The sequence below is a fragment of the Streptomyces ochraceiscleroticus genome, assembly GCF_000720485.1.
Lineage (GTDB): Bacteria > Actinomycetota > Actinomycetes > Streptomycetales > Streptomycetaceae > Streptomyces > Streptomyces ochraceiscleroticus.
In genome coordinates this window covers 13,772-40,126 of the sequence record NZ_JOAX01000036.1, presented here as the reverse complement: position 1 = coordinate 40,126, position 26,355 = coordinate 13,772, and the positions used below count along the sequence as shown (strand labels likewise).

Below are 26,355 nucleotides of genomic sequence, written 5' to 3'. Positions count from 1 at the left end.
GCTGCGGCGGCAGTCCTTACAGGCGGGCGATGTCCCTCGGTGAGTAGCGGGGGGCTCGGCGGGGTGGGACTCGGCCTGACAGGAGGAGGTAGCGGGCTGCTCGGTGGCGCTGGCCCTCGTACGGGGCGAGCAGCTCCAGCATTTCCTCGTCGGTGCCGCCCATCCGCCCGGTGAGTGCGTAGACGGCGATGCGTGGCAGGTGCAGGTCGCCGAGGGTGAGGGCGTCGGGGGCGCCATTGGACCGCTGGAGGACCTCCGCGGCGGTCCAGGGGCCGATGCCCGGGACCAGTTGGAGGCGGTGCAGTGCGGCCGGGAGGTCCATGGCCGCCGCCTCCTCCAGGCGGCGGGCGACCCGGGCGGCCCGCACGATCGTGTCGGAGCGCTTGGCGTCGACGCCCGCGCGGTGCCACTCCCAGGACGGGATCATGGCCCAGCCGCGCGCGTCCGGCAGCACGCGCAGCCGCTCGTGCGGGCCGGGCGCGGGCTCGCCGAACCGCTGCAGGAGCAGCCGCCAGGCCCGGTACGCCTCGTCGCTGGTGACCTTCTGCTCCAGGATCGAGGGGATCAGCGATTCGAGGACGAGGCCGGTGCGGGCGAGCCGCAGGCCGGGGTTGCGGCGGTGTGCTTCGTGGACGATGCGGTGCCGGGCCGCGAAGGCCGACGGGTCATCCAACTCCCCCAGAAGGGAAGGGAGTTGGTCCAGCATCCAGTCCGCGCCCGGGCCCCATGCCTCGGCCGCGACGCACGCCTCCGCAGGACGCGCCGCGACCTTGAGCGTCACCGGCCCGTCGGGCGTGCGGGTGGCCCGCCAGACGGCGCCGCCCTCCACCCGGTACGCGGGGTCGCCCGGTCCGCGGCCCAGCACACCCAGGGTGCGCAGGAGGTCGTACGGGCCGGGCGGGGCCCAGGTGCGGATGCGGGGCATCCGTTCAGCGTACGGGAGCCGGGCGGCACGCCGGCCGCCCGGCCGCGGCCGTCACGGGGTGGCGGTCGTCACGGCCCGCCCGTGTGCGGCACGCGCCCCACCGGCCGTCACTGGTCGGAAGAGAACCGGACCGCCGCGGCCGGCAGGTCCGCGCCGCACCACACGCGGATGCCGTCGCGCAGCTCGTTGTCCGCGCCGACGGTGGCCCCGTCGCCGATGACCGCGCCGTGCAGGACCGTACGGGCGCCGACGCGGGCCCCGGCCCCGATGAGCGAGTCGTGGATCTGGGCGCCGGGCTCGACGACCGCGTCCGCCAGCACGGTGCTGCCCACGATGCGCGCGCCCGCGCCGACCCGGGCGCCGGCGCCGACGACCGTGCCCCCGCTGAGCTTGGCGTCCGCGGCGACGTCGGCGCCGTCCAGTACGAGGTGTTCGCCGCGCCGGCCGGGGACGGCCGGGGAGGGCGCGTGGCCGAGGACCAGGTCGGCGGAGCCGCGGACGAACGCCTGCGGGGTGCCCAGGTCGAGCCAGTAGGTGGAGTCGACCATGCCCTGGAGGTGAGCGCCGGACTCCAGCAGGCCGGGGAAGGTCTCGCGCTCGACGGAGACCGGGCGGCCCTGCGGGATGGCGTCGATCACGGAGCGGTTGAAGACGTAGGCGCCCGCGTTGATCTGGTCGGTGACGATCTCCTCGGGGGTCTGCGGCTTCTCCAGGAAGGCGGTGACCCGGCCGGTGCCGTCGGTGGGGACGAGGCCGTACGCGCGCGGGTCCTCGACTCGGGTGAGGTGCAGCGAGACGTCCGCGGAGGTCTCGCGGTGGGTGCGTACCAGGGCCGCGATGTCCAGCCCGGTGAGGATGTCGCCGTTGAAGATCAGTACCGGGTCGTCGGGGCCCGAGTGCAGCCGGTGGGCGACGTTGCGGATGGCGCCGCCGGTGCCGAGCGGCTCCTCCTCGGTGACGTATTCGAGATGAAGGCCCCATTCCGCCCCATCACCGAAATACGGCTCGAAAACCTCGGCGAGGTAGGAAGTGGCGAGCACGATGTGCTCCACGCCCGCGGCTCGCGCCCTGGCCAGCTGATGGGTGAGGAACGGCACGCCCGCGGCCGGGACCATGGGCTTGGGCGTGTGCACCGTCAGCGGACGCAGCCGGGTGCCCTTGCCGCCGACCAGAAGGATCGCTTCAGTCACCTTTTGTTCTCTGCTTCCTGCTGGGGTCGGCCGGACGGCGGACCAGTGTAGGCAGACGGTTTGCCCGCTTTGCCAGCGGGCTTACCCGCCAGTAGACGGGGTTTTCCGGCGCCGCCCGGCCTGGGCGCCCGTGCAGGTCACGGGCGCCGACCCCGGACCCTCAGCGTCCCTGGAAGCGGGCGGAGGCGGTGCGCGCCGAGCCGAGTGTGCCGTACAGCGCGGCCCCGGGGCAGCTCGTCACATATCCGTCCCTGTGTCCGGAGATGACATTCAGCCGGACTTTGGTTCCCTTCTTGTAACGGTTGTTGCCCGCCGAGGTCAGAGTGGCTTTGCCGTTCGGATCGCGGCCGTGCAGCCCCAGCTTCCAGGCCGTGAGCTTGCCGAGCGCGGCGAGCGCGGGGGCCGGCGGCTTGGCCTTGTCGAAGGTGCCGATGACGGCGATGCCGGTGGTGTCGTTGTTGAAGCCGAGGGTGTGGGCGCCCATGACGGGTCGGGCGACGCCGCCGGCCCGGCCCTCGAAGACCGCGCCGCACTTGTCGATCAGGAAGTTGTACCCGAGGTCCCGCCAGTGGTTGCTCTTGACGTGGTACCGGTAGATCCCGCGGACGATCGCCCCGGACTGGTTGCAGCTGTAGCCGTTGCCGGTGGCGCTGTGGTGCACGAAGGCCGCCTTGACGGTCTTGGTGTACCCGAGCTTCGGCTCCCGGAGCTGCTCGTCGGCGCCCCAGCCGATCCGGGTGATGATCTGCGGCCGCGGCCCGATCCGCGGCTGCGCCGCGGGCGCCTGGCCGCGCTCCTCCTCGCCGGCCGCCGCCAGGTCGGCCTGCAGCGCGTTCGCGGGCGCCGCCGGGATGGTGGTGGCTCCGGGGGGCGCGAGCCCGGCATTGACGTCCGCGCTGTCCGCCGCCTCCTGACCGGCGGCCTGTGGCGCGGGATCGCGCGGCTTGGCGGGGCGGCCGGGGTCGACCAGCTCCAGGCGCATCCCGTCGGGTAGTTCGGTCACGGCCTGCCGGCCCTGCTCCGGAGCGATCCGCATCTGCACGGCGTCGGAGTCGCCCACCCACAGCGGGGCCGTGCCGCCGCGCGGCTTGTCGCCGCGGCGCTCGGCCGCGTCCAGGTCGGGTGCGTCGTCGTAGTGCGTCTGCACGTCCTGCCAGGCACCCCACTTGTGGCTGCCGGTGGCGCGGGTGCGGACCTGCGGCTGGCCGTGCAGTTCGGCCTTGGCGTCGTTCCACACGACGCCGACGAGCGAGAAGGGCCGTACGTCCTTGACGGGCATCCCCAGGGGCGCGGCCTTGGCGGCCCGGCCCGAGTGACCGCCGGGCAGGGCGCGGTCGCGGTCGCCGAGCCGGACGAGCGGCAGGGACTGGGTGCTGCCGGGAACGTCCGCCGAGGCGGGCCCGGGAGCGGTGGCTGTCCGGGCCGGGGCGGGGTTCGCTCCGGCCGGCAGCGCAAGCGGTACGACGAGGGCCGCGAAGGTCGCGGCGCCGAGCGAAGTGGCAACGAAGGCACGCATGGCAGCGATCATGTACTTAGTAGGGCAAATCCGCCATTTGGCATCTGACGCCTCATCGGCGCGGCGGGAGCTTTGGGTACGCCGTACGGCGGCGGGCGGCCCGCGTAGGCTGACGGCGATGAACGCCACCGACCGAACCCCCGCCGACCTGCTGGGATCCGCGCTGTCCTCGGACCCTGCGCGGCCGCTCGTGACCTTCTACGACGACGCCACCGGCGAGCGCGTCGAACTGTCCGTCGCCACCTTCGCCAATTGGGTGGCAAAGACCGCCAACTACCTCCAGGACGAGCTGTCCGCCGAGCCGGGCGACCGGCTCGCGCTGCTGCTGCCGGCGCACTGGCAGACCGCCGTCTGGCTGGTGGCCTGCTCGTCCGTCGGAGTGGTCGCGGACGTGGGCGGCGACCCCGCGGCCGCGGACCTCGTCGTCAGCGGCCCGGACACCCTGGAGGCGGCGCGCGCCTGTTCCGGGGAGCGGGTGGCGCTCGCGCTGCGCCCGCTGGGCGGCCGCTTCCCCGAGCCCCCGGCCGGCTTCGCCGACTACGCCGCCGAGGTGCCCGGCCAGGGCGACCGCTTCGCGCCGTACGTGCCGGTCGATCCGCACGCGCCCGCGCTCGCCGTGGACGGCCGCGAGTTCACCGGCGCGGAGATCGGCGCGGCGGCCGTGGAGCTGGCGAAGCTGCCCGAGCGGCAGCGGGTGCTCTCCACCCTGCCGTACGGCACGTGGGACGGGCTGGCGTACGGGCTGTACGCACCGCTGGCGACCGGCGGCTCGGTCGTCCTGTGCCGCAACTCCGACCGGCTCGACGAGGACGGACTGGCCAGGCGCAAGGAGGCCGAGCAGATCACGGTCACGGCGCCCGCCGCGCCCTGAGCCCGCTGCCAGGCAGTTCGCGTCCGTCGCCCGACCGGCCCAGTCGCCGCCCTCTGCAGGAGCCGATCCGTTCGGCGCGGTCAATGATCGTGGGGAGGTACAACCCTGCGCGGGACTCGGCCGTCTGCCTGAGTACCGGGGCCCGGGCACGCCGCCCGGACCGCGGCACCGAGTGAGACGGCCGCATCCCGTGCGGCCGACGCACGAGGGGTGGACGCAGCCGTGGACGACAGGCCGGAGATCCCCGAGGAACTGCAGCGCTGCAACGAGCCGGCGGACGGCCACGGCCGGCCACGGCGGCGGTGGCTGCGCTGGACCGCGCTGGGCGGCGGCGCCGCCGTGCTGGGCACAGCGGCCGTCGGCTGGCTGGCGTACGACAGGCTCAACGGGAACATCACGGCCGACTCCGGCACCGCGGCCCAGCTTCGCGAGTACGAAGCGGAGCGGCCGCCCGCCTCGGCGACGAACGTGCAGAACATCCTGCTGATCGGCTCGGACAACCGCGGCGGCGGCAATCGGCAGTACGGCGCCGACGACGGCACCCAGCGTTCGGACACCACGATCCTGCTGCACCTGGCGGCGGACCGGAAGAGCGCGACGGCGGTCAGCATCCCGCGTGACCTGATGGCGCGGGTGCCGCGCTGCACCAAGCAGGACGGCAGCCGCACCACGCCCCTGTTCACCCAGTTCAACTACGCCTTCGAGGCGGCGGGGCCGGCCTGCACGATCCGCACCGTCGAGCGGATGACCGGCATCCGCATCGATCACCACATGATCCTGGACTTCACCGGCTTCAAGAAGATGGTGGACGCGGTGGACGGCGTGGAGGTCTGCCTGCCGCAGGCCGTCGCCGACCAGGACGCGCACCTGAATCTGGCGGCCGGGCGCCATCTGCTCCGGGGCGAGCAGGCGCTGGGCTACGTACGGACCCGCAAGTCGCTGGGCAACGGCAGCGACACCCAGCGGATGGAGCGCCAGCAGCAGTTCCTGGCGGCGCTGGTGAAGAAGGTGCAGGGCAACGGCGTACTGCTCAATCCCACGCGCCTGTACCCGCTCCTGGACGCCGCGACGAGCTCCCTCACCACAGACGAGGGGCTTGCGTCCCTGAAGGGCCTGTTCAATCTGGTGCGCAGCGTCCGCGGCATCCCCACCGACAAGATCCGCTTCCTGACCGTTCCGCGGCAGGCGTACGCGTACAACGCGAACCGCGACGAACTGGTGCAGCCGGACGCCGGCCGGCTCTTCGCCCGGCTGCGTGCCGACCGCCCGGTCCCGGTCCGCCCGGCACCGGTGGAACGGACGGACACCACCGAATACGACGACCCGGCCAAGGACCCGCATACCGGGCAGACAGATGCCCGCGGAGAGAGCCATTCGAACAGCCGGGACGAAGCTGACAAGCCCGGCCATCATGAATCGGCCACGCCGGGGCCCTCGACCACCTTCCGGGGAACCACAGCAGATCGGGGCATCTGCCAATAAAGGCTACGCAAAGGGTGCATCAAGGGCACGAAAGTATCGGGTGGATTGCCCAGTTGTAGGGACGTGGAATTTGTCACGGGCGTCGCTTGACGCTGAACTGGGCGGATAGTGTGAGCGATCCGGTCCGCACGACTGGCTGACCGCGCACTGCAATCCGACCGACCGAGCGCCTAGAGGGGGCAGGCGCCGCGTGGCACCGACGGAGGACTCACAGCACCGTGGACGCGCAAGGCCGTGGGCAGGCGGGGGACATGGATCCCGCCGATCAGTGGGTGTTCGACCCGAACACCGGCAACTACGAACTGCGACTGGATGCTGGCTCAAAGTCAGCCCCCAGGCAGGCAGGACGGAGAGCCGCCGCCCCCTCCGCGACCGCCCCGGGGAGCAGCCGGCGAGACCGGCGGCTCCAGGAGCGCGGCCGGTCGGTGGACTCCGACCGTGACACACCGACCCGCGAGCTGCCCGCCCAGCGCAACCGCCGGGCCGGCGGCCGCGCGGGACACCGCTCGGCAGCGGCGGCGGCGCCCGCCGCGAGCACCGGCCGGCGCAAGCCCAAGCCGAAGGCGTCGAAAAAGAAGAAGGCGCTGTACTGGGGCGCGGGCGTGATGGGCTTCGTGCTGGTCGCCGGCTGCACCGGCGCGTACTTCATGTACCAGCACCTGGACGGCAACATCTCCAAGGTCGACGTCGGCATCAACAACGACGCGGTCACCGAGGGCCCGGTCAACATCCTGATCATCGGGACGGACGCCCGCGAGGGGAAGGGCAACGAGGGCTACGGCGACATGGGCAGCGTCGGCCACGCCGACACCACGATCCTCATGCACGTCTCCGCGGACCGCACCAACGCCACCGCGCTCAGCATCCCGCGCGACATGGTCACCGACATCCCGGACTGCCCGACCACGATGAAGGACGGGACCAAGAAGACCATCCCGGGCGAGACCGGGGTGCGCTTCAACACCAGCCTCGGCCAGGAGGACCGGGACCCGGGCTGCACCTGGCGGACCGTCGAGAAGCTGACCGGGCTGAAGATCAATCACTTCATGATGGCGGACTTCAACGCCGTCAAGGAGCTGTCCACCGCGGTGGGCGGCGTCGAGGTGTGCGCCGGCAAGGACATCGACGACCCCAAGTCGCATCTGCGCCTCAAGGCCGGCCGGCACATCGTCAAGGGCGAGCAGGCGCTGGCGTTCGTACGGACCCGGCACACCGTCGGCTTCGGCAGTGACCTGAGCCGGATCGAGCTGCAGCAGCAGTTCCTCAGCTCGATGATCCGCAAGATGAAGTCCGGCGGCACGCTCAGCAACCCCAGCAAGCTGTGGAGCCTGAGCAACGCGGCGACCAAGGCGCTCACCGTCGACACCGGCATCGGCAGCGCGAGCAAGCTGATGGACCTGGCCAAGGACCTCAGCCGGGTGGACGTCAAGAACGTCACCTTCGCGACCGTGCCGGTTCTGGACAACCCTGACGACCCCGCGACAGTCATATTGGACAAGGCCAAGGCCGAGCCGCTCTTCAAGATGGTCCAGGCCGATCATTCGCTAACCAAGACAAAGAAGGAAAAGAGCAAGAAGAAGGCCAAGCCGGTCACCAAGGCGCCCGCCGCCGAGGTCCGGGTCGACATCTCCAACGGTGGCGGCCCGCTGGGCGCCGCCCAGGAGACCGTCGACTGGCTGCAGAACGACAAGGGTGCGCCGCTGACCACGAATGCCGGCAACGCCGCGACGACGCTGGACACGACGCGCCTGGAGTACGCACCCAACCAGGCGGGCCAGGCCGCCACCCTGGCCGAATGGATGGGCCTGCCCAAGTCCGCGATGAAGCAGACGAGCGGCGACGCCGGGCCCAAGGTGCCGATGAAGCTCATCCTCGGCAAGGACTTCACCGGCGCCGGGGAGCCGATAGCGGCGCCCGACAAGGCGCCCGACGGGGTCCAGAACGTCAACGCCGACGACAAGAACGTCTGCGCCAAGTAGGACCGCGCGGGACCAGCACACCAAGTGAAGAACGACCGGCCGCCCTGCCAGGCCGCCGAGCGCACCACCGGATGAAGGAAACGGGGAGGGGCAGCCGATGCGGCAGAGCAGTGTGCGTGGCGACCGATCACGTCGACACCAGCCCGACGCCCAGGAGTTGGGCTGGGACGACAGCCTGTACGAAGGCCGCAGCGACGGGGGCGGGGACGGCGGCGCGGCCGTCCCCGCGGATTCCGGCGGGCACGGCCGGCGGAGGCGCCGAAGAGGCCGCCGGGTCCTGCGCTGGACCGCCGGCATCGCCGCGCTCCTCGTCCTCGGCACGGCGGGCGCCGGATACCTCTACTACGAGCACCTCAACGGCAATCTCCGCAAGGGCATCCTGGACCTCGGCGACGGCGGGCTGAAGAAGCCCGAGCCCAACGCCTTCGGCCAGACCCCGATGAACATCCTGCTGCTCGGCTCGGACAGCCGGAACAGCAAGGCGAACGTCGAGCTCGGCGGCGCCAAGGCGGACGTGGGCCGCAAGCCGCTGGCGGACGTGCAGATGCTGCTGCACGTCTCCGCCGACCGCTCCAGCATGTCGGTGCTCTCGATACCGCGCGACACCCGCGTGACCATCCCCGAGTGCACCGATGCCAAGACCGGCGAGAAGTACGCGCAGACCACCGCGCCCATCAACCAGTCGCTGCAGCACGGCGGCCCGGGCTGCACGGTCGCCACCTGGAAAGAGCTCACCGGCATCTACATCGATCACTTCATGATGATCGACTTCGCGGGCGTGGTGCAGATGGCCGACGCCGTGGGCGGCGTCCCGGTCTGCGTGGACAGCAACATCTACTCGCACGACAGCAAGGGCCACGGCAGCGGGCTGAAGCTGACCGAGGGCGAGCACAACATCAAGGGCGTCCAGGCGCTCCAGTGGCTGCGCACCCGCTACGGCTTCGAGGACAACACCGACATCGGCCGGGCCAAGGCCCAGCACATGTACATGAACTCGATGATCCGTCAGCTCAAGGCGGGCACCAAGCTCACCGACCCGGGCAAGCTCCAGGCGCTCGCGGAGGCCGCCACCAAGGCGCTGACCGTGGACGAGGGCCTCGGCAGCGTGAAGAAGCTGTACGACCTCGGCGGCGACCTCAACCGGGTACCGGTCAAGCGCGTCACCATGGCGACCATGCCGTGGTCCTACGGCCCCGGCGAGTCCTATGTGATGCCGAAGCCGGGCGATGCCGAGCAGGTCTTCGCGATGCTGCGCAACGACACCGCGCTGGACGGCAAGGACGCCAAAAAGAAGAAGCCCTCGGCCGACCCGAAGCCCACCACGCCCAAGGAACAGCTCCAGGTCACCGTGCAGAACGGCACCAACGGCGCGATCCAGGGTCCGGTGGTCGGCCGCGCGAGCGCCATCCAGGCGCGGCTCGCCACGCTCGGCTACGCGGCGGCGGGCACCGACGCCACGCTCATCGCCCAGGCCGATACCACGATCACGTACGGGGGCAAGGACGCCGAGGGTGACGCGCTGGCCGTCGCCAAGGCGCTCGGGCTGCCCAAGAGCGCGGTGAAGGAGTCCAGTTCGGCGCAGGGCATCCGGCTGGTCGTCGGCAACGACTGGCGCACCGGTACCGCGTATCCGGAGACGGCCGGCGGGAAGCAGCAGGCGGACAAGGCCCCGCAGAGCGCGGACACCCTCAACGGCGAGGACAAGAAGGCGTGCATGAAGGTGAATCCGGACTACACCTGGTGAGCACGGGCCGGTAAACGGCGCGGCGCCCGTGTCCCTCAGGGACACGGGCGCCGCGCTGTACTGCACAGGGGCCGCTAGGCGGTCTCCGCCGGGGCCTTCATCACCGCCGGGCGGCGGCTGGCGATGACCTTCCTGGCCAGCGAGCGCGGGCTGGTCAGGAAGCCCCAGCCCCACGAGAAGTGCATGGTCGCCAGCGCGACGGGGATCTGCGCGCGAGCCTTGAGGGAGAGGCCCTTCCCGGCCGGGACGGAGCCCGCCAGGATGGCCGCGAGGTAGGCGCCGGGGACGACGAAGCCCCAGGGCGTCACGGCCGCGCCGACGACGGCGCCGGCGGCGAACAGGCACAGCGCGGTCGGCGGGGCCAGGTAACGGGCGTTGATCGAGCCGGAGTGGTAGCGCGCGACGACGTGCCGCCACTTGCCGTAGTCCTTGTACTGCTTGGCCAGCGCCTTCACGCTCGGCCGCGGCCGGTACTGCACCTTCAGCTCGGGCGAGAACCAGATCAGCCCGCCCGCCTCGCGGATGCGGAAGTTCAGCTCCCAGTCCTGCGCTCGGATGAACTCGATGTTGTACCCGCCCTGCTGCTCCAGCGCCTCGCGCCGGAAGACACCCAGGAAGACGGTCTCGGCCGGGCCCGCTTGGCCGCCGGTGTGGAAGGCCGCGTTGCCCACCCCGATCTTCGAGGTCATGGCGGCCGCGACGGCCTCCTCCCAGGGAGTCTCGCCCTCGGCGTTCATGATGCCGCCGACGTTCTGCGCGCCGGTCTCCTCCAGGAGGCGCACGGCCGTCGCGATGTAGTTGCGCGACAGCATGCCGTGGCCGTCCACCCGCACCACGATGGGGTGCCGGGACGCCTCGATCGCGGCATTCAGCGCAGCGGGCGTACGCCCGGTCGGGTTGGGCACGGTGTGGACCCGGGGGTCCTCCCGTACCAGCTCGGCGGCGATCTCGTCGGTGCGGTCCGTGGACGGCCCGAGCGCGATCACCACCTCCATCTCGCCGTCGTACTCCTGCTCCAGGATGTGGCGCACGGAGTCGCGCAGATGACGTTCCTCATTGAGCACCGGCATGATCACGGAGACTGCGGGGTGCCGGCTCGGCGTGGCGTGGGTCGCGTTCATCAGAGTTCACGTTACCGCGAACGGGCGTACGGGGCCGACGGCAGCCGAGTGGCGCGGTGGACCGGTGCGGCGTGTGATGACAGTCAGCCGATCATACGGACGTACTGTCATCTTTCCCCGTTTTTGAGGAGGTGCCCTCCATGCCCGAGCCGCCCCGCACCCTCCCCCTCCCCGCACCCGGCAGGCGGCGCCGGCGGGCGCGGTGGATCGTGCGGGCGACCGCCGGGGTCTCCGTCGTCCTGCTGGCCGCGAGCGGCGTCGGCCACGCGATGGTGACCGGGGTCAACGAGGGCATCTCCCGGGTGGACGCCTTCAAGGACATGGGCAAGCGGCCCAGGGCCGGCTCCGGGGACGGGATGAACTTCCTGGTCGCGGGCACCGACGGCCGGGACCGGCTGTCGGCGGCGGAGAAGAAGCGGTACCACCTCGGCGGCGCGCCCTGTCACTGCACCGACACGGTCATGCTCGTCCACCTCTCGGCGGCCCGGGACCGGGCGAGCGTGATCAGCCTCCCCCGCGACTCCTTCGTCGAGGCGCCCGCGCGCAAGGACGAGAAGACCGGGCGGACCACACCGGCGCACCCGATCAAGCTGAACGCGGCGTACGCGGAGGGCGGCCCCAATCTCACCGTCCGCACGGTCGAGCACATGACGGGCGTGCACATCGACCACTACCTGGAGGTCGACTTCACCAGCTTCATGAAGACCGTGGACGCGGTCGGCGGCGTACGGGTGTGCACCACCCGGCCGCTGCGGGACCGCTACTCCGGGCTGGACCTGCCCAAGGGGGCCAGCGAGCTGAACGGCGGACAGGCGCTCCAGTACGTCCGCGCCCGGCACCTCGACGGCGGCTCCGACCTGGGCCGCATGCAGCGCCAGCAGCGCTTCCTGGTCGCCCTCCTGCACAAGATCACCGACTCGGACGCGCTGGTGAACCCCGTCACCTTCAAGCGGATCACCTCGACCCTGCTGGACTCGCTGCGTGCCGACGCGGGCTTCGGGACGCGCGAGATGGTCGCACTCGGGCAGGCGCTGCGCGGCTTCAAGCCCTCCTCCTCGGAGTTCGCCTCCGTCCCCGTCAGCGACATCAGCTACTCGGTGCCGAACATCGGGTCGACGGTGAAGTGGGACGAGGAGCGCGCGGAGAAGCTCTTCGCGGCCGTCCGCGCCGACCGCCCGCTGGCCGTGCACAAGAAGCGCAAGGAGCGCGCGACCGTGGTGGACGTGCCGCCGGACGAGATCCGGGTGCAGGTCGACAACGGCACCCGTACCCGCGGCCACGCGGCGCGGGCCGACAAGGCGCTGCGCGCGACCGGCTTCGCGACCACCGGCACGCCCCGCAACGCCCCGGCCCCCGCCGACCGCACCGTGATCAGCTACGACCCGCGCTGGAACCGCTCGGTACGGACGCTGGCCGCCGCGCTGCCCGGGGCGGAGCTGCGCCCGGTACAGGGCCAGGGCCCCGTGCTCCGGGTCACCCTCGGTCCCGACCACAAGGGCGTCCACAAGGTGCGCGCCGAGGTCCCCGCGCCCGACTCCGGCGACGTGCCGGCGGTCACGGGGGACGAGGAGGAGTGCCGGTAGCCCCCGGGGCTGCGGCTCAGCCCTCGTCGACGCCTTCGGCGACGCGGCGCTCGCGCAGTTCCATGATGGCGCGGCGCCGGGCCAGCCGGTGCGTGCGGCGGATCTGCGCCTCCTGGTACCGCCGCTTGTCGCGCTCGGTCTCGGGGATCACCGGTGGGACCCGGCGCGGCTTGCCGTTCTCGTCGACGGCGGCGAAGACCAGATAGGCGGAGCCGACCTGCTGGGCGGGGGTGGACTCGTTCCAGCGCTCGGCCAGTACGCGTACGCCGACCTCCATGGAGGACCGGCCGGTCCAGTTGACCTGCGCCTTCACATGGACGAGGTCGCCGACCCTGACCGGCTCCAGGAACGCCATCTCGTCCATGGAAGCGGTGACGGCGGGGCCGCCGGAGTGCCGGCCGGCCACCGCGCCCGCCGCGTCGTCCACCAGCTTCATGATCACGCCGCCGTGGACGGTGCCGAGCAGATTGGTGTGGCTCGCGTCCATGATGTGGCTGAGCGTCGTACGCGAGACGGAGGTGGGCTTGCCCGGAAGGCTGCCCTCCGGTCCGTCGGTGACGAGGTCGGTCATACGTCCACCCTATGCACCCCGCCGGACGCCTTCTGCCCGAGACGGTCACGGAGCCCACCAGCCGGTCCGCTTTACTCCCCTTTCGCCCCATTACAAGTGCAATCGCGGGCAAACATACGCCCCACGCGTCCCGAATTTTCGCTTCCTGCCCCACGCGGCCCAAACGTCGCACCCTCCCCTTTATGCCGCGTCGTTTTGCATCAGCTCTGCAACAGCCACGGTCCGATCCCGTCCCCGCCCTGTATGGCGGGGTGTACCGGCAGGCACACTTTGCTCCATGAACGAGTGGCGCGACGGGCTCCCCCGTGACGACGACAGGAACCGGTACGGACGCGGCAGCAGCAGCGCCCAGCCGGAGGGCGCGCGCGCCATGCGACAGGTGCGCCGGGAGCCCACCGCCGGCTACAACGAGCCGCCGCTGCCGCCCGGCATGTCGCCGCGCCGCCAGGGCGTCCCGCCGCAGCCGGGCCACGACGGCGGTCACGGCGGCGGCCGCTACGACGACGGGTACAACACCGGCCAGGTCTACGGCGGCGGCCACGGTGGCGGCGGCGGTTACGGCGACGACGGCTACCGCCCGCGCCCCCACTGGGGCCGCCGCATCAAGCGGATCGTGCTCACGCTCGTCGTGGTGCTGCTCGTCGTGTCGGTCGGCACGTACTTCTGGGCCGACTCCAAGATGCGCAAGGAGGTCGACCTCAGCAAGGTGATCGACCGCCCCGAGGAGGGCGACGGCACCAACTACCTGATCGTCGGCTCCGACAGCCGCGAGGGGATGTCCGACCAGCAGAAGAAGGACCTGCACACGGGCTCCGCCGACGGCAAGCGCACCGACTCGATGATGATCCTGCACACCGGGTCCAACGGCCCGACGCTGATCTCCCTGCCGCGCGACTCCAACATCACGATCCCGCAGTTCCGCGGCTCCGAGTCCGGCAAGATGCAGCCCGCGATGGGCGCCAACAAGCTCAACGCCGCGTACTCCATCGACGGCCCCCAGCTCCTGGTGCGCACCGTGGAGTACAACACCGGGCTGCACATCGACCACTACGCCGAGATCGGCTTCGCCGGCTTCGCGAACATCGTGGACGCCATCGGCGGCGTCGACATGAAGCTCGACAAGGGCTTCAAGGACAAGTGGTCGGGCGCCAACTTCGAGGCCGGCGAGCAGACCCTGAACGGCCAGCAGGCCCTGGCGTACGTCCGTACCCGGCACGCCTTCGCCGGCAGCGACCTGGACCGCACGAAGAACCAGCAGAAGTTCCTCTCGACGCTGGCCCACCAGGTGGCCTCGCCGAGCACGATCCTGAACCCCTTCGCGCTCTACCCGGCCATGGGCGCGGGCCTGGACACCCTGATCGTCGACAAGGACATGGGCCCCTACTCGCTCGGCAAGATGTTCTTCGCACTGAAGGACGTCACCGGCAAGGGCGGCGAGGGCAAGTCCATGAACATGCCGGTCTCCGGCAGCGTCGGCGGCAACCTCCAGTGGGACATGCCGAAGGTCAAGCAGCTCGTCGGCGAGCTGAAGAACGACGACCCGGTCACGGTCACCGCGGACCAGTGACCCGCTCCTGATCGCGAGAAGGCCCCGGCTCCCTCCCAGGAGCCGGGGCCTTCTCGTCTGCCCTGTGCCGCGCCGTTACGGCAGGTTGCGGGCCATGACGATGCGCTGGACCTGGTTGGTGCCCTCGTAGATCTGGGTGATCTTCGCGTCGCGCATCATGCGCTCCAGCGGGTAGTCACGGGTGTAGCCGTAGCCGCCGAGGAGCTGGACGGCGTCGGTGGTGATCTCCATGGCCGCGTCGGAGGCGTAGCACTTGGCGGCGGCGCCGAAGAAGGTGAGGTCCTCGGCCTTGCCGCCGGCGGAGATCCGCTCGGACTTGGCGGCGGCCGCGTAGGTGAGCTGGCGGGCCGCCTCCAGCTTCATGGCCATGTCGGCGAGCATGAACTGCACGCCCTGGAAGTCGCCGATCGGCTTGCCGAACTGCTTCCGCTCCTGGACATAGCCCTTGGCGTAGTCCAGCGCGCCCTGCGCGATGCCGAGCGCCTGGGCCGCGATGGTGATGCGGGTGTGGTCCAGGGTCTTCATCGCGGTGGCGAAGCCGGTGCCCTCGGCGCCGATCATGCGGTCGGCGGGGATGCGCACGTTGTCGAGGTAGACCTCGCGGGTCGGCGAGCCCTTGATGCCGAGCTTCTTCTCCGGGGCGCCGAAGGAAACGCCCTCGTCGCCCTTCTCCACCACGAAGGCGGAGATGCCCTTGGAGCGCTTCTCCGGGTCGGTGACCGCCATCACCGTGTAGTACTCGGAGACGCCCGCGTTGGTGATCCAGCGCTTCACGCCGTTGAGGATGTAGTGGTCACCGTCGCGGACGGCCTTGGTCTTCATGCCGGCCGCGTCCGAACCGGCGTCCGGCTCGGAGAGGCAGTAGGAGAACATCGCGTCGCCCGTGGCCAGCGGGCCCAGGTACTTCTTCTTCAGCTCCTCGGAGCCGGAGAGGATCACCGGCAGCGAGCCCAGCTTGTTCACGGCGGGAATCAGGGAGGAGGACGCGCAGGCGCGGGCCACCTCCTCGATGACGATGACGGTGGCGAGCGCGTCGGCACCGGCACCGCCGTAGGACTCCGGTACGTGCACGGCGTGCAGGTCGTTGCTGACCAGGGCGTCCAGCGCCTCCTGCGGGAAGCGGGCCTCCTCGTCCACCTGCGTGGCGAACGGTGCGATCTTCGCCTCGGCGAGCGCACGCACCGACTCACGGAGCATGTCGTGCTCCTCAGCCGGCCGGTACAGATCGAAATCGGCGTTTCCCGCCAAGGTCTCTCATCTCCCCTGAGTGCTAACTACCGTTAAGTAACCAGTCGCGTTTCCCCGAATTCTAGAGCCGGAGCACCTTGTGGGGTACGTGAGGTTGCCGACAACGACCGGATCGCCACACCCCTTGTCCCGGCTATGCTCGGCCCCGCAACAGACTTCGTTCGCACCTGGAGCGTCCATGCCCCTCAAGATCACCGTGATCGGCACCGGCTACCTCGGCGCCACGCACGCCGCCGCCATGGCCGAGCTCGGCTTCGAGGTGCTGGGGCTCGACATCGTGCCCGAGAAGATCGAGATGCTCGGCCGCGGCGAGGTCCCGCTCTACGAGCCGGGCCTGGAGGAGCTGCTGCGCAAGCACGTCGCCGGGCTTCCGGGCTCCAGCGGGCGGCTGCGGTTCACCACGTCCTGGGAAGAGGCCGGCGCCTTCGGCGACGTGCACTTCGTGTGCGTGAACACCCCGCAGAAGCACGGCGAGTACGCCTGTGACATGTCCTACGTCGACAGCGCCTTCGAGTCGCTCGCGCCGCACCTCACGCGGCCCACGCTGGTCGTCGGCAAGTCCACCGTGCCGGTGGGCAGCGCGGCGCGGCTCGCCAAGCGGCTGGCCGAGCTGGCGCCGGCCGGCGAGGAGGCGGAGCTGGCCTGGAACCCCGAGTTCCTGCGCGAGGGCTTCGCCGTACAGGACACCCTGCACCCCGACCGGCTCGTGGTGGGCGTGGCCAGCGAGCGCGCCGAGTCGCTGCTGCGCGAGGTGTACGCCACGCCGCTGGCCGAGGGCTCGCCGTGGGTCGTGATGGACTACCCGACCGCCGAGCTGGTCAAGACGGCCGCCAACTCCTTCCTGGCGACCAAGATCTCCTTCATCAACGCGATGGCCGAGATCTGCGAGGCCGCCGACGGCGACGTGGTGAAGCTGGCCGAGGCGATCGGCCACGACGAGCGGATCGGCAAGAAGTTCCTGCGTGCCGGGGTCGGCTTCGGCGGCGGCTGCCTGCCCAAGGACCTGCGTGCCTTCATGGCCCGCGCCGGTGAGCTGGGCGCCGACCAGGCACTGACCTTCCTCCGCGAGATCGACTCGATCAACATGCGCCGCCGCGGCCACATGGTGGAGCTGGCGCGCGAGGCGGTCGGCGGCGGCTTCCTCGGGAAGCGGGTCGCCGTCCTCGGCGCGACCTTCAAGCCGGACTCCGACGACGTGCGGGACTCCCCCGCGCTGAACGTCGCGGGCCAGATCCACCTGCAGGGCGGCCAGGTCACCGTGTACGACCCCAAGGGCATGGAGAACGCCCGCCGGGTCTTCCCGACGCTGGGGTACGCGCCGACCGCGCTGGACGCCGCGCGCGGCGCCGACGTCGTGCTGCACCTGACCGAGTGGCGGGAGTTCCGCGAGCTGGACCCGGCGACGCTGGGCGAGGTCTCGACACACCGCCGCATCCTGGACGGCCGCAACGCGCTGGACCCGGAGCTGTGGCGCAAGGCCGGCTGGACGTACCGCGCGCTGGGACGGCCGCGCGCCTGAGCGCTCCGCCGGAAGTGCCGCGAGCTGCCGTCGGTCGTCTGCGGCCTCATCGTGGCTGGTCGCGCCCACGCGGCGAAGCCGCACGGTGTCACAGCCCCGCGCCCCTTCAGGGCGCTCCCGCACCGCAGCGGACTTCACCCGGCCTGCTCAGCCCTCGGCCTTCCGGGCCCGGTACGTACGCATCTTCGCGCGGCTGCCGCAGACCGCCATCGTGCACCAGCGGCTGCGGCCCGCCGGGCTGCGGTCGTAGAAGACCCACTGGCAGTCGTGGGCCTCGCATGCCTTCAGGCGGGGCCAGGTGCCGTCCGCGGCCGCGGTCGCGATGCCCGCGGCGATCCGGGCGGTCAGCGCGGCGACCCCGGTGAGTCCGGGCGCCGGACACAGTGCCGCCTCGCCCCGCGCGTCCACGGTGAGCGTCAGCGGCGCGGCGGTGAGCAGCGCCTCAAGTTCGCGCTCGGTCTCCTCGGCCAGGTCGGTCCCCGTGTGCGCGAGACAGGCCGCGCGCAGTGCTTCGCGCAGCCGCTGAACGGCGGACAGTGCGCGTTTCCCGGCGGGAGCCGGCGGCAACCCGTGGTCGCGCAGGAAGGCGGCGAGGCCGCCGGGCGCGGCCAGCGCGTCCTGCCCGCTCTCGATGTCCAGGGTGTTCGCCAGATCCTGGACCAGAGCCAGGGAAGGCGGCGCGCTACGGTCGGCCACCCTTGCCACGTTACCGGCTGAGGGCCATCATGCAGTAACGCAGTTACCGCTACACCGTCGCAGGAGGTAACACCATGGCCATCGCTCAGTACGGCGTCGTCGTGCTCGACGCCCGCGACCCGCAGGCCCTCGCCGAGTTCTACGCCGGTCTGCTCGGCTGGCAGGTGGGCGAGCTGGAGGGCGACTGGATCGAGGTGGCAGGGCCCCAGGGGCGGATGCTCGCGTTCCAGACGGCGCCTGACCTGGTGCCGCCGGACTGGCCCAGCGGTGAGCGGTCCCAGCAGCTCCACCTGGACTTCCGGGTGCCGCGGGACCGGATCGAGGAGGCCGAGCGCGAGGCGCTGGAGCTCGGCGCGAAGCTGGTCCAGCACGACGAGGGCAAGCGCGACTTCCGGGTCTACCTCGACCCGGAGGGGCACCCGTTCTGTCTGTGCCTGCACTGAGGACGGCTCCGGTGAGGGGCGGGCGGGAACATCCCGCCCGCCCCTCGTCCGTGCAGCGCTCTCAGGTCCAGGCCCAATGCAGCCGGGTCATCCGGTCCCGCCGGTCGGCCCGGTCCAGCCGGTCGATGGTCGCCGTCGACGGCCCGCGGCGGTGCCGGGCCTCGCGCGCGGCGAACTCGGCGCCGCGCATCGCACGCAGGGCGTTGCCCCAGGTCAGCCCGGCCAGGTCGGAGAAGGACCAGCCGCGGGTGATCAGTTCGGCGAGCAGCCGCGGATAGCCGGAGACGTCCTCCAGCCCCTGCGGCCGCCCCTCGGCCGGATCGGTGTCGAAGCCGGCGCCGAGGCCGACGTGCGCCGCGCCCGCCACGTTCCGTACGTGGTCGAGGTGGTCGGCGACGTCCTCCACGGTCGCCGCGCCCACCGGCCCGGTGACCCGCTGCGGGGCGAAGGTGACCATGCAGATCCCGCCGTTGCGGGGAAGCTGCGCGAGCACGTCGTCGGGCACGTTGTGCCGGTGGTTCGTCAGGTTCCGGGCCGCGGAGCGGTTCAGGAAGACCGGCGCTTTGGTGATGGCCAGCGTGTGGCGCATCGTGTCGGTCGAGGCGTACGAGAGGTCGATGAGCATCCCGAGGCGGTTCATCTCCCGGACCACCTCCTCGCCGAAGGCGGTGAGGCCGCCCGCGCACGGGGTGTCGGCCGCCGCGTCCGCCCACGGGGTGTTGCGGTCCGGCGTGAGCAGCATCGAGCGCACGCCCAGGGTGTGCAGTGCACGCAGCGCGCCGAGCGAGCTGTCGATGATCTGGCCGCCGGCCGAGCCGAGCAGGCAGGCGATGCGGCCGCGGTTGCGGCACTCGGTGACGTCGTCGGCGGACATCGCCAGACGCAGCGCTTCGGGGTAGGCGCGCACGAGCTGGTACACGAAGTCGATCTGTTCGAGCGTGGCGCTGATGGCGTGGTCACCGCTGAGCGCGGTGGGCACCTGCACGGACCAGAACTGCGCGCCGACGCGGCCCTGCTGGAGCCGCGGGATGTCGGTGCTGACGGCGGGCTCGCCGTATTCGAGGTCGTAGTAGTGACCCGGCGTCAGGTCGTCGCCGTGGTGCAGCCGCAGCGCCCAGGGCAGGGCGTTGTGGCCGTCGAAGACGGGGTGCGCCGCGAGCAGCGCCTGCGCGCGCGAGAGCGGGTCGCGGCGCAGCGGGGGTTCGGCGGGGCGCCCGATTGATCCGTAGGGGGAGTGGGCGTCCTCGGCGGTGCCGAGATCCCCGGCGGCACCGGTGAGGTCTGCGGCTTCCAGATCGGGGGCGAGGTCGGCCATGGTCGGAACTCCTGGATCGGTGGCAGTAGGGCCACGGTGACACGGGAGATCCACTTCTTCGCGGTGGGTGATGCGTACGGGTCATCCCCCGCGCGTCACGCGGTGGATGACCCTACTGCCGCTCTCAGCCGTCGAGCTGACCGATCGTCGCGTTCGACGGGCCGCGGCGCTCCTGGATACCGCGCGCCGCGTCCTCCGCGTCGCGCAGCACACGCACCGCGTTCTGCCAGGTGAGCTTGGCCAGGTCGGCCTCGGACCACTTGCGGTCCAGCAGCTCCGCGACCAGGTTCGGGTAGCCCGCGACGTCGCGGAGGCCGTCCGGGGTGAAGGCCGTGCCGTCGTAGTCGCCGCCGATGCCGATGTGGTCGACGCCGGCGACCTCACGCATGTGGTCGAGGTGGTCGGCGACGGTGGCGGCGGTGGCCACCGGGCGCGGATGCGCGGCTTCGAAGGCGCGCTGCACCTTCATGCCGGCCTCGGTGGTGTCGAGGTGGTGCAGGCCGTGCGCGCGCATGTTCTCGTCGGCGCGCCTGGTCCACTCCCCGGCCTCGGGCAGCACGAACTTCGGTACGAACGTGGCCATGGCGACGCCGCCGTTGGCGGGCAGCCGCTCCAGTACGTCGTCGGGGATGTTGCGCGGGTGGTCGCAGACGGCGCGCGCCGAGGAGTGCGAGAAGACCACCGGCGCCTCGGTGACCCGCAGCGCGTCCCGCATCGTGTCGGCGGAGACATGGCTGAGGTCGACGAGCATGCCGAGCCGGTTCATCTCCCGCACGACCTCCTCGCCGAAGGCGGTGAGGCCGTGGTGGCGCGGCTCGTCGGTCGCCGAGTCCGCCCACGCGATGGTGTCGTTGTGCGTCAGCGTCATGTACCGGACGCCGAGCGCGTACAGGGCGCGCAGGGTGGCCAGCGAGCAGTGGATCGAATGCCCGCCCTCGGCACCCATCAGGGACGCGATCCTCCCCTCGGCGCGGGCCGCCTCCATGTCGTCGGCGGTGAGCGCGCGCCGCAGGTCACCCGGGTACCGGTCGATGAGCTGCGCCACGCAGTCGACCTGCTCCAGGGTGGCGCTGACCGCCCGGTCGCCGTCGTAGTCGGAGCGTACGTACACCGACCAGAACTGCGCGCCGACGCCGCCCGCGCGCAGCCGGGGGATGTCGGTGTGCAGATGCGCGGACTGGTCGGTGGCGATGTCGCGCCGGCCGAGGTCGTAGCGGACCTGCTCGCGCAGCGCCCAGGGCAGGTCGTTGTGGCCGTCGACGACGGGCCAGCGGGCGAGCAGGTCGCGGGCCGCCTCGCTCACTTGCCGCTCCCGAAGCCGAAGCCCTCGTTCCCTCCGACCTTGTTCCGCAGCCGCTTGCCCTTCTCGGTGGCCTGCTCGTTCAGCTCCTGCTGGAACTCGCGCATCCGCTCCTGCAGCTCGCCGTCGTGCGCCGCGAGCATCCGGGCGGCGAGCAGACCGGCGTTGCGGGCGCCGCCGACCGAGACCGTGGCGACCGGCACGCCGGCCGGCATCTGCACGATGGACAGCAGCGAGTCCATGCCGTCGAGGTACTTCAGCGGGACCGGCACGCCGATGACCGGCAGCGGGGTGACCGAGGCCAGCATGCCCGGCAGGTGGGCCGCTCCCCCGGCACCCGCGATGATCGCCTTCAGGCCGCGGCCTGCGGCCTCCTCGCCGTACGCGACCATCTCGCGCGGCATGCGGTGCGCGGAGACGACGTCGACCTCGTAGGGGATCTCGAACTCGTCGAGGGCCTGCGCCGCGGCCTCCATGACGGGCCAGTCGGAGTCGGAGCCCATGACGATGCCGATGACGGGAGCGCTGCTTTGGCTCATTCGGTGATCGTTCCTCGCAGGTAGCCGGCGGCGTGCGCGGCGCGCTCGCGCACGTCGGCCAGGTCGTCGCCGTAGGTGTTGACGTGCCCGACCTTACGGCCGGGCTTCACGTCCTTGCCGTACATGTGGATCTTGAGCTGCGGGTCCCGGGCCATGCAGTGCAGGTACGCGCTGTACATGTCCGGGTAGTCGCCGCCGAGCACATTGGCCATCACGGTCCACTCGGCGCGCGGGCGCGGGTCGCCCAGCGGGAGGTCCAGTACCGCGCGGACGTGGTTGGCGAACTGCGAGGTGATCGCGCCGTCCTGGGTCCAGTGGCCGGAGTTGTGCGGGCGCATCGCCAGTTCGTTGACGAGGATGCGGCCGTCGGCGGTCTCGAAGAGCTCGACCGCGAGGTGGCCGACGACGCCCAGCTCCTTGGCGATGCGCAGGGCCAGGTCCTGGGCCTGCGCGGAGAGCTCCTCGGAGAGGCCGGGGGCGGGCGCGATGACCGTGTCGCAGACGCCGTCGACCTGGATGGACTCCACGACCGGGTACGCGACGGCCTGGCCGTGCGGGGAGCGGACGATGTTGGCGGCCAGCTCGCGGGTGAAGTCGACCTTCTCCTCGGCGAGGACCGGCACGCCGGCGCGGAACGGCTCCTCGGCGTCCTTGGCGGATCGTACGAACCAGACGCCCTTGCCGTCATAGCCGCCGCGGACGGTCTTCAGGATGACCGGAAACCCGCCCGACCCGTCGCCCGACCACCGCCCCTCATCGAGGCGCTCCGCGCCGCCCCCGCTGATTTCAGCGGCGAAAGCCTCCACATCGGCCGGGTCCGAAACGATGCGGTGGCGCGGGCACGGGGCGCCGATCTCGGTCAGTTTCGCGCGCATCACACCCTTGTCCTGGGCGTGCACCAGCGCGTCCGGACCGGGGCGTACGGGGATGCCGTCCGCCTCCAGGGCCCGGAGATGCTCGGTGGGGACGTGCTCGTGATCAAAAGTGATCACGTCACAGCCGCGCGCGAACTCCCGCAGGGTGGCCAGATCGCGGTAGTCGCCGATGACGACATCACCGACGACCTGCGCCGCGGAGTCCTGCGGGGTGTCACTGAGGAGCTTGAACCTGATGCCGAGGGGGATGCCTGCCTCGTGTGTCATACGGGCGAGCTGTCCGCCACCGACCATGCCGACTACCGGAAACGTCACGCCTTCAGGGTATCCGCTCCGACCGACCGGTCCCGGCCACCCCTTGGACGATCCTCTGAAACCGGGCGTTCCGTACCTCTGTGCGAGCTGCCATCGGGCGATAGGCTCGTCCGGACGCGCGGACCCGGGGGAGGACGCATGGACGCCACCGACGGCATATCGACGCCGTCCCGCAAGATCGGCATAGCGGTCGCGGTGGCGGCCCTACTGGTGACGGTGTACTCCCTGATCTCCCTGCTGACCGCCGGTCCGCAGGTGTACGGCCCGCAGGACACCGTCATATCCGTCGCTCCCGGCGAGCGCTTCTCGATAGAGCTGGACGACAACCCGAGCACCGGCTACCGCTGGACCGTTTCGCCCCCGTCGCCCGACCCGCACGTGCTCAAGCCGGCCGGCAGCCACTACGAGGCCGACGAGCCGGTGGTCGCGGGCTCCGGCGGCACCCGCTACCTGGAGTTCCAGGCCGTCCGCGCCGGCCGGACCGAGCTGGCGCTGCGCCGCTGCTTCCAGTGCGGCACCGAGCGCGCCGACAGCGGCGGCGAGCGGCTCGCCTTCCGCATCACCGTGACCGACTGACGCGCGGCGGCCCGCAAGCACGCTGGTTAGCATGAGTGAGCGGCCGGCCGCCGACCACGGCCCGCCCGATACGACGCCTCACGGGGAGCTGAACCGCCAATATGTCTGGACCGAGCCCGCTGCGTTCGCGGCTGGAGCTGCTGGGCCGCGAGATCGTGAAGTTCGGCGCGGTGGGCGGAGCCGGTGTGCTGGTCAACCTCGTGGTCTTCAACCTCGTGCGGCACACCACGGAGCTGCCCGTGGTGCGGGCCGGGATCGTCGCGACGGTCGTCGCGATCCTCTTCAACTACGTCGGCTTCCGCTACTTCACGTACCGGGACCGCGACAAGAGCGGCCGCACCAAGGAACTGGCGCTCTTCGTCTTCTTCAGCGCGGTCGGCCTGGTGATCGAGAACGGCATCCTCTACGCCGCGACGTACTGGTGCGGCTGGAACACCCCGCTGCAGAACAACGTCTTCAAGTTCCTCGGCATCGGCATCGCCACGCTCTTCCGCTTCTGGTCCTACCGCTCCTGGGTCTTCCGGGCGCTGCCGGCCAAGGAGCGCACGGACGCGAAGGAGGCCGCGGAGGCAGTGGAGGCCGCGGAGGGCTTCCTGAGCGGCTCCGGAGCGTCCGCCGAGCCGCGGGCCGGCGCCTCCCGGCGCGGCCCCCGCGCGTAGGGACGGGCGGCTCAGCGCGGGGCAGTGGCACTCTCCGGCTCGTCCCCGCCGTCCGGCCGGTACTGCTCGGACTCCCGGCTGAGGAAGAGCGCGAAGACCGGCGGCTCCTGCTGGAGCAGCTCCAGGCGGCCGCCGTCCGCCTCGGCGAGGTCCCTGGCGACCGCGAGGCCCAGGCCCGTGGAGTTCCGGCCGCTCACCGTACGCTCGAAGACCCGGGAGCCCAGGTCGGGCGGTACGCCGGGGCCCGCGTCGGTGACCTCGACGACGGCCTGGTTGCCGGTGACCCGCGTACGCAGCGCCACCGTGCCGTCACCGTGCATCAGTGAGTTCTCGATCAGGGTCGCGAGGACCTGGGCGACCGCGCCCGGCGTCCCGACCGCCCGCAGGTTCTTCTTGCCCGAGCGGACGATGGCCCGGCCCGCGCTGCGGTACGCCGGGCGCCACTCCTCGATCTGCTGCTTGACGACCTCGTCCAGGTCGAAGGCGACGGCGGAGCCGGAGCGCGGGTCGCGGGAGTTCGTCAGCAGCCGCTGGACGACGTCGCTGAGCCGGTCCACCTGCCCCAGCGCGATCGTCGCCTCCTCCTTCACCGTCTCCGGGTCGTCGGTGAGCGTGATCTCCTCCAGCCGCATGGAGAGCGCGGTCAGCGGCGTACGGAGCTGGTGGGAGGCGTCGGCGGCCAGCCGGCGCTCGGCGGTCAGCATCCGCGCGATCCGCTCGGCGGAGGCGTCCAGCACGTCGGCGACCCGGTCCAGCTCGTGCACGCCGTACCGGCGGTGCCGGGGCCGCGGGTCGCCGGAGCCGAGGCGTTCGGCGGTCTCGGCGAGGTCGGTGAGCGGGGCGGTCAGCCGGCGGGCCTGCCGCACCGCGAGGATCACGGCGGCGAGGATGGCCAGCGCCGCGACCGCCAGGATGATCAGCAGCGTACGACCGATCTCGGCACTGACGGCGGAGCGCGGCTCCTGCACGGTGACGGTCTCGCCCTGCTCGCCGTGGACGGTGGAGGCGATGACGTCGCCGGAGGGCCGGCTGCCGATCTGTACGGGGGCGTGGCCCGGGACCTCGATCAGCGCGTACCGGTCGGTGGTGATCTGCTCGGCGAGCACCTCGGCGGTGATCTTCTCGCCGCCGCTCAGCCGGCTCTCGACCATGCCCACCAGGCGCACGGCCTCCGCCCCCACGCTCTCCTGGGCCCCCGCCTGGATGGTGCGGGTCTCCACGATGACGAGCGAGACGCCGAAGACGGCGATCACGACGAGCACCACGGCGAGGGTGGAGTTGATCAGTCGGCGGCGCACGGTGCCCTCCCGGGCGGGGGTGGTGGTTCCTGGGGAGGCTTCAGCTCTTCTCGAAGCGGAAGCCCACCCCGCGCACGGTGGCGATGTACCGCGGATTGGCCGCGTCGTCGCCCAGCTTCTTCCGCAGCCAGGAGATGTGCATGTCGAGCGTCTTCGTCGAGGACCACCAGGTGGTGTCCCAGACCTCGCGCATGAGCTGATCGCGGGTCACCACCCGGCCGGCGTCCCGCACCAGCACCCGCAGCAGGTCGAACTCCTTTGCCGTGAGCTGGAGTTCCTCCTCACCCATCCAGGCGCGGTGCGACTCCACGTCGATCCGGACGCCGTGGGTGGCCGGCGGCTGCTGGGGCTCGGCGGTGGTACCGCGGCGGAGCAGGGCCCGGACCCGCGCGAGCAGCTCCGCCAGCCGGAAGGGCTTGGTGACGTAGTCGTCGGCGCCGGCGTCCAGGCCGACCACGGTGTCCACTTCGTCGGCGCGGGCCGTGAGGACCAGGATCGGGAAGGAATGGCCTTCGTTGCGCAGCCGGCGGGCGACCTCCAGGCCGTCCATGCCGGGCAGGCCCAGGTCGAGCACGAGCAGGTCGATGTTGCCCTGCAGACCGGCGTCGAGCGCCGTGGGGCCGTCCTCACGCACCTCGACTTCGTAACCCTCACGGCGGAGTGCGCGAGCCAGCGGCTCCGAGATGGACGCGTCGTCCTCGGCGAGCAGTACACGGGTCATGGCCCGATGGTAGTCCGACAGGTCACGGCCACGATGCCCCTCCGGGGGTCCCGGGCGGCGGCGGTGGGAGCGCCCGCCCGGTTCCCCGCGCCGGGTGTGACCGTTGTCTCACTGAGTCCAACCTTAGCTACGCGCGTCGTACAGTGGCAGGAACGTCCGTCGTACAACCCGGGACCTTGGCGCTCATATGGCGTCACGGTCCCTGTTGTGTGCGGGGCCGGCACGACCGGACCCGCGGGCAAATGACCTCCTAGACCGGGTCCATCGCGCATGAACGGGGGCGTGGATTCCGGTGTACGGCC

General features: G+C 71.5%; 23 protein-coding genes. 10 read left to right on the top strand and 13 right to left on the bottom strand.

What is annotated here, in order from left to right:
* Nucleotides 1–16: 16 nt before the first annotated feature.
* The 3 genes from IG84_RS0133130 to IG84_RS0133120 all read right to left on the bottom strand — a co-directional run bounded on the left by IG84_RS0133130 (nucleotide 17) and on the right by IG84_RS0133120 (nucleotide 3,631).
* On the bottom strand, nucleotides 17–925 hold the full coding sequence (locus IG84_RS0133130) for a DNA-3-methyladenine glycosylase family protein (RefSeq protein WP_031065652.1): 909 nt from the start codon (nucleotides 923–925) through the stop codon (nucleotides 17–19).
* A 107-nt stretch (nucleotides 926–1,032) separates the two neighbouring features.
* Complete coding sequence (manB, locus tag IG84_RS0133125) at nucleotides 1,033–2,115, bottom strand: mannose-1-phosphate guanylyltransferase (protein WP_031065650.1); 1,083 nt, start codon at nucleotides 2,113–2,115, stop codon at nucleotides 1,033–1,035.
* A 160-nt stretch (nucleotides 2,116–2,275) separates the two neighbouring features.
* A complete protein-coding gene (locus tag IG84_RS0133120) occupies nucleotides 2,276–3,631 on the bottom strand; it encodes an N-acetylmuramoyl-L-alanine amidase (RefSeq protein WP_031065647.1) in 1,356 nt (451 codons plus the stop codon).
* Nucleotides 3,632–3,749: 118 nt separating this feature from the next.
* On the opposite strand from IG84_RS0133120, the gene IG84_RS0133115 reads away from it, so the two are divergent.
* The 4 genes from IG84_RS0133115 to IG84_RS0133100 all read left to right on the top strand — a co-directional run bounded on the left by IG84_RS0133115 (nucleotide 3,750) and on the right by IG84_RS0133100 (nucleotide 9,707).
* Nucleotides 3,750–4,502, top strand: coding sequence for a TIGR03089 family protein (locus IG84_RS0133115; protein WP_031065645.1), 753 nt, complete (start codon nucleotides 3,750–3,752; stop codon nucleotides 4,500–4,502).
* Between the two features lie 222 nt (nucleotides 4,503–4,724).
* Nucleotides 4,725–5,984 (top strand): LCP family protein, encoded by a 1,260-nt coding sequence (locus IG84_RS0133110; RefSeq protein WP_245659688.1) that lies wholly within the window; start codon nucleotides 4,725–4,727, stop codon nucleotides 5,982–5,984.
* Nucleotides 5,985–6,202: 218 nt separating this feature from the next.
* A complete protein-coding gene (locus IG84_RS0133105) occupies nucleotides 6,203–7,963 on the top strand; it encodes an LCP family protein (RefSeq protein WP_031065641.1) in 1,761 nt (586 codons plus the stop codon).
* A gap of 97 nt (nucleotides 7,964–8,060) precedes the next feature.
* Nucleotides 8,061–9,707 carry an LCP family protein gene (locus IG84_RS0133100; protein WP_031065639.1) on the top strand — a complete coding sequence of 549 codons (1,647 nt, stop codon included), beginning with the start codon at nucleotides 8,061–8,063 and terminating at the stop codon, nucleotides 9,705–9,707.
* Between the two features lie 74 nt (nucleotides 9,708–9,781).
* Here the strand turns inward: IG84_RS0133100 and IG84_RS0133095 are convergent, their stop codons facing one another.
* Nucleotides 9,782–10,828, bottom strand: a complete 1,047-nt coding sequence (locus IG84_RS0133095) for a glycosyltransferase family 2 protein (protein ID WP_031065636.1) — start codon at nucleotides 10,826–10,828, stop codon at nucleotides 9,782–9,784.
* Between the two features lie 140 nt (nucleotides 10,829–10,968).
* Here IG84_RS0133095 and IG84_RS0133090 point away from each other — a divergent pair, with 140 nt between their 5' ends.
* The gene (locus IG84_RS0133090) at nucleotides 10,969–12,411 is read left to right on the top strand and encodes an LCP family protein (protein ID WP_031065633.1); all 1,443 of its coding nucleotides are present in this window, start codon (nucleotides 10,969–10,971) and stop codon (nucleotides 12,409–12,411) included.
* 16 nt (nucleotides 12,412–12,427) lie between these two features.
* Here the strand turns inward: IG84_RS0133090 and IG84_RS0133085 are convergent, their stop codons facing one another.
* A complete protein-coding gene (locus tag IG84_RS0133085; protein ID WP_031065630.1) occupies nucleotides 12,428–12,982 on the bottom strand; it encodes an acyl-CoA thioesterase in 555 nt (184 codons plus the stop codon).
* 277 nt (nucleotides 12,983–13,259) lie between these two features.
* Between IG84_RS0133085 and IG84_RS0133080 the strand changes: the two genes are divergently transcribed.
* On the top strand, nucleotides 13,260–14,549 hold the full coding sequence (locus IG84_RS0133080; RefSeq protein ID WP_031065628.1) for an LCP family protein: 1,290 nt from the start codon (nucleotides 13,260–13,262) through the stop codon (nucleotides 14,547–14,549).
* 75 nt (nucleotides 14,550–14,624) lie between these two features.
* On the opposite strand, the gene IG84_RS0133075 is transcribed toward IG84_RS0133080, so the two are convergent.
* Entirely contained in the window at nucleotides 14,625–15,797 is a 1,173-nt protein-coding gene (locus IG84_RS0133075; RefSeq protein ID WP_031065626.1) for an acyl-CoA dehydrogenase family protein, read from the bottom strand.
* Between the two features lie 178 nt (nucleotides 15,798–15,975).
* Here IG84_RS0133075 and IG84_RS0133070 point away from each other — a divergent pair, with 178 nt between their 5' ends.
* Nucleotides 15,976–17,316, top strand: coding sequence for a UDP-glucose dehydrogenase family protein (locus IG84_RS0133070; protein ID WP_031065622.1), 1,341 nt, complete (start codon nucleotides 15,976–15,978; stop codon nucleotides 17,314–17,316).
* Between the two features lie 147 nt (nucleotides 17,317–17,463).
* Here the strand turns inward: IG84_RS0133070 and IG84_RS0133065 are convergent, their stop codons facing one another.
* A complete protein-coding gene (locus IG84_RS0133065) occupies nucleotides 17,464–18,012 on the bottom strand; it encodes a CGNR zinc finger domain-containing protein (protein ID WP_031065619.1) in 549 nt (182 codons plus the stop codon).
* A 74-nt stretch (nucleotides 18,013–18,086) separates the two neighbouring features.
* Between IG84_RS0133065 and IG84_RS0133060 the strand changes: the two genes are divergently transcribed.
* On the top strand, nucleotides 18,087–18,455 hold the full coding sequence (locus tag IG84_RS0133060; protein WP_030265967.1) for a VOC family protein: 369 nt from the start codon (nucleotides 18,087–18,089) through the stop codon (nucleotides 18,453–18,455).
* A 61-nt stretch (nucleotides 18,456–18,516) separates the two neighbouring features.
* Here IG84_RS0133060 and IG84_RS0133055 read toward each other — a convergent pair whose 3' ends face one another.
* The 4 genes from IG84_RS0133055 to IG84_RS0133040 all read right to left on the bottom strand — a co-directional run bounded on the left by IG84_RS0133055 (nucleotide 18,517) and on the right by IG84_RS0133040 (nucleotide 22,799).
* Nucleotides 18,517–19,770, bottom strand: coding sequence for a dipeptidase (locus tag IG84_RS0133055; RefSeq protein WP_078649710.1), 1,254 nt, complete (start codon nucleotides 19,768–19,770; stop codon nucleotides 18,517–18,519).
* Between the two features lie 124 nt (nucleotides 19,771–19,894).
* Nucleotides 19,895–21,073: a dipeptidase gene (locus tag IG84_RS0133050; RefSeq protein ID WP_031065612.1), complete on the bottom strand. Its 1,179-nt coding sequence runs from the start codon at nucleotides 21,071–21,073 to the stop codon at nucleotides 19,895–19,897.
* Complete coding sequence (gene purE / locus IG84_RS0133045; protein WP_031065609.1) at nucleotides 21,070–21,609, bottom strand: 5-(carboxyamino)imidazole ribonucleotide mutase; 540 nt, start codon at nucleotides 21,607–21,609, stop codon at nucleotides 21,070–21,072. The genes IG84_RS0133050 and purE overlap by 4 nt, the downstream gene beginning before the upstream one ends.
* Nucleotides 21,606–22,799, bottom strand: coding sequence for a 5-(carboxyamino)imidazole ribonucleotide synthase (locus IG84_RS0133040; RefSeq protein WP_107054013.1), 1,194 nt, complete (start codon nucleotides 22,797–22,799; stop codon nucleotides 21,606–21,608). The genes purE and IG84_RS0133040 overlap by 4 nt, the downstream gene beginning before the upstream one ends.
* 138 nt (nucleotides 22,800–22,937) lie before the next feature.
* Here IG84_RS0133040 and IG84_RS0133035 point away from each other — a divergent pair, with 138 nt between their 5' ends.
* Both IG84_RS0133035 and IG84_RS0133030 read left to right on the top strand, forming a co-directional pair.
* On the top strand, nucleotides 22,938–23,375 hold the full coding sequence (locus tag IG84_RS0133035; protein WP_051862742.1) for a protease inhibitor I42 family protein: 438 nt from the start codon (nucleotides 22,938–22,940) through the stop codon (nucleotides 23,373–23,375).
* 101 nt (nucleotides 23,376–23,476) lie between these two features.
* Nucleotides 23,477–24,034, top strand: coding sequence for a GtrA family protein (locus IG84_RS0133030; protein WP_031065600.1), 558 nt, complete (start codon nucleotides 23,477–23,479; stop codon nucleotides 24,032–24,034).
* An 11-nt stretch (nucleotides 24,035–24,045) separates the two neighbouring features.
* Here IG84_RS0133030 and IG84_RS0133025 read toward each other — a convergent pair whose 3' ends face one another.
* Both IG84_RS0133025 and IG84_RS0133020 read right to left on the bottom strand, forming a co-directional pair.
* Nucleotides 24,046–25,332, bottom strand: coding sequence for an ATP-binding protein (locus IG84_RS0133025; protein WP_031065598.1), 1,287 nt, complete (start codon nucleotides 25,330–25,332; stop codon nucleotides 24,046–24,048).
* Nucleotides 25,333–25,372: 40 nt separating this feature from the next.
* On the bottom strand, nucleotides 25,373–26,053 hold the full coding sequence (locus IG84_RS0133020) for a response regulator transcription factor (protein ID WP_030265943.1): 681 nt from the start codon (nucleotides 26,051–26,053) through the stop codon (nucleotides 25,373–25,375).
* Nucleotides 26,054–26,355: the final 302 nt, after the last annotated feature.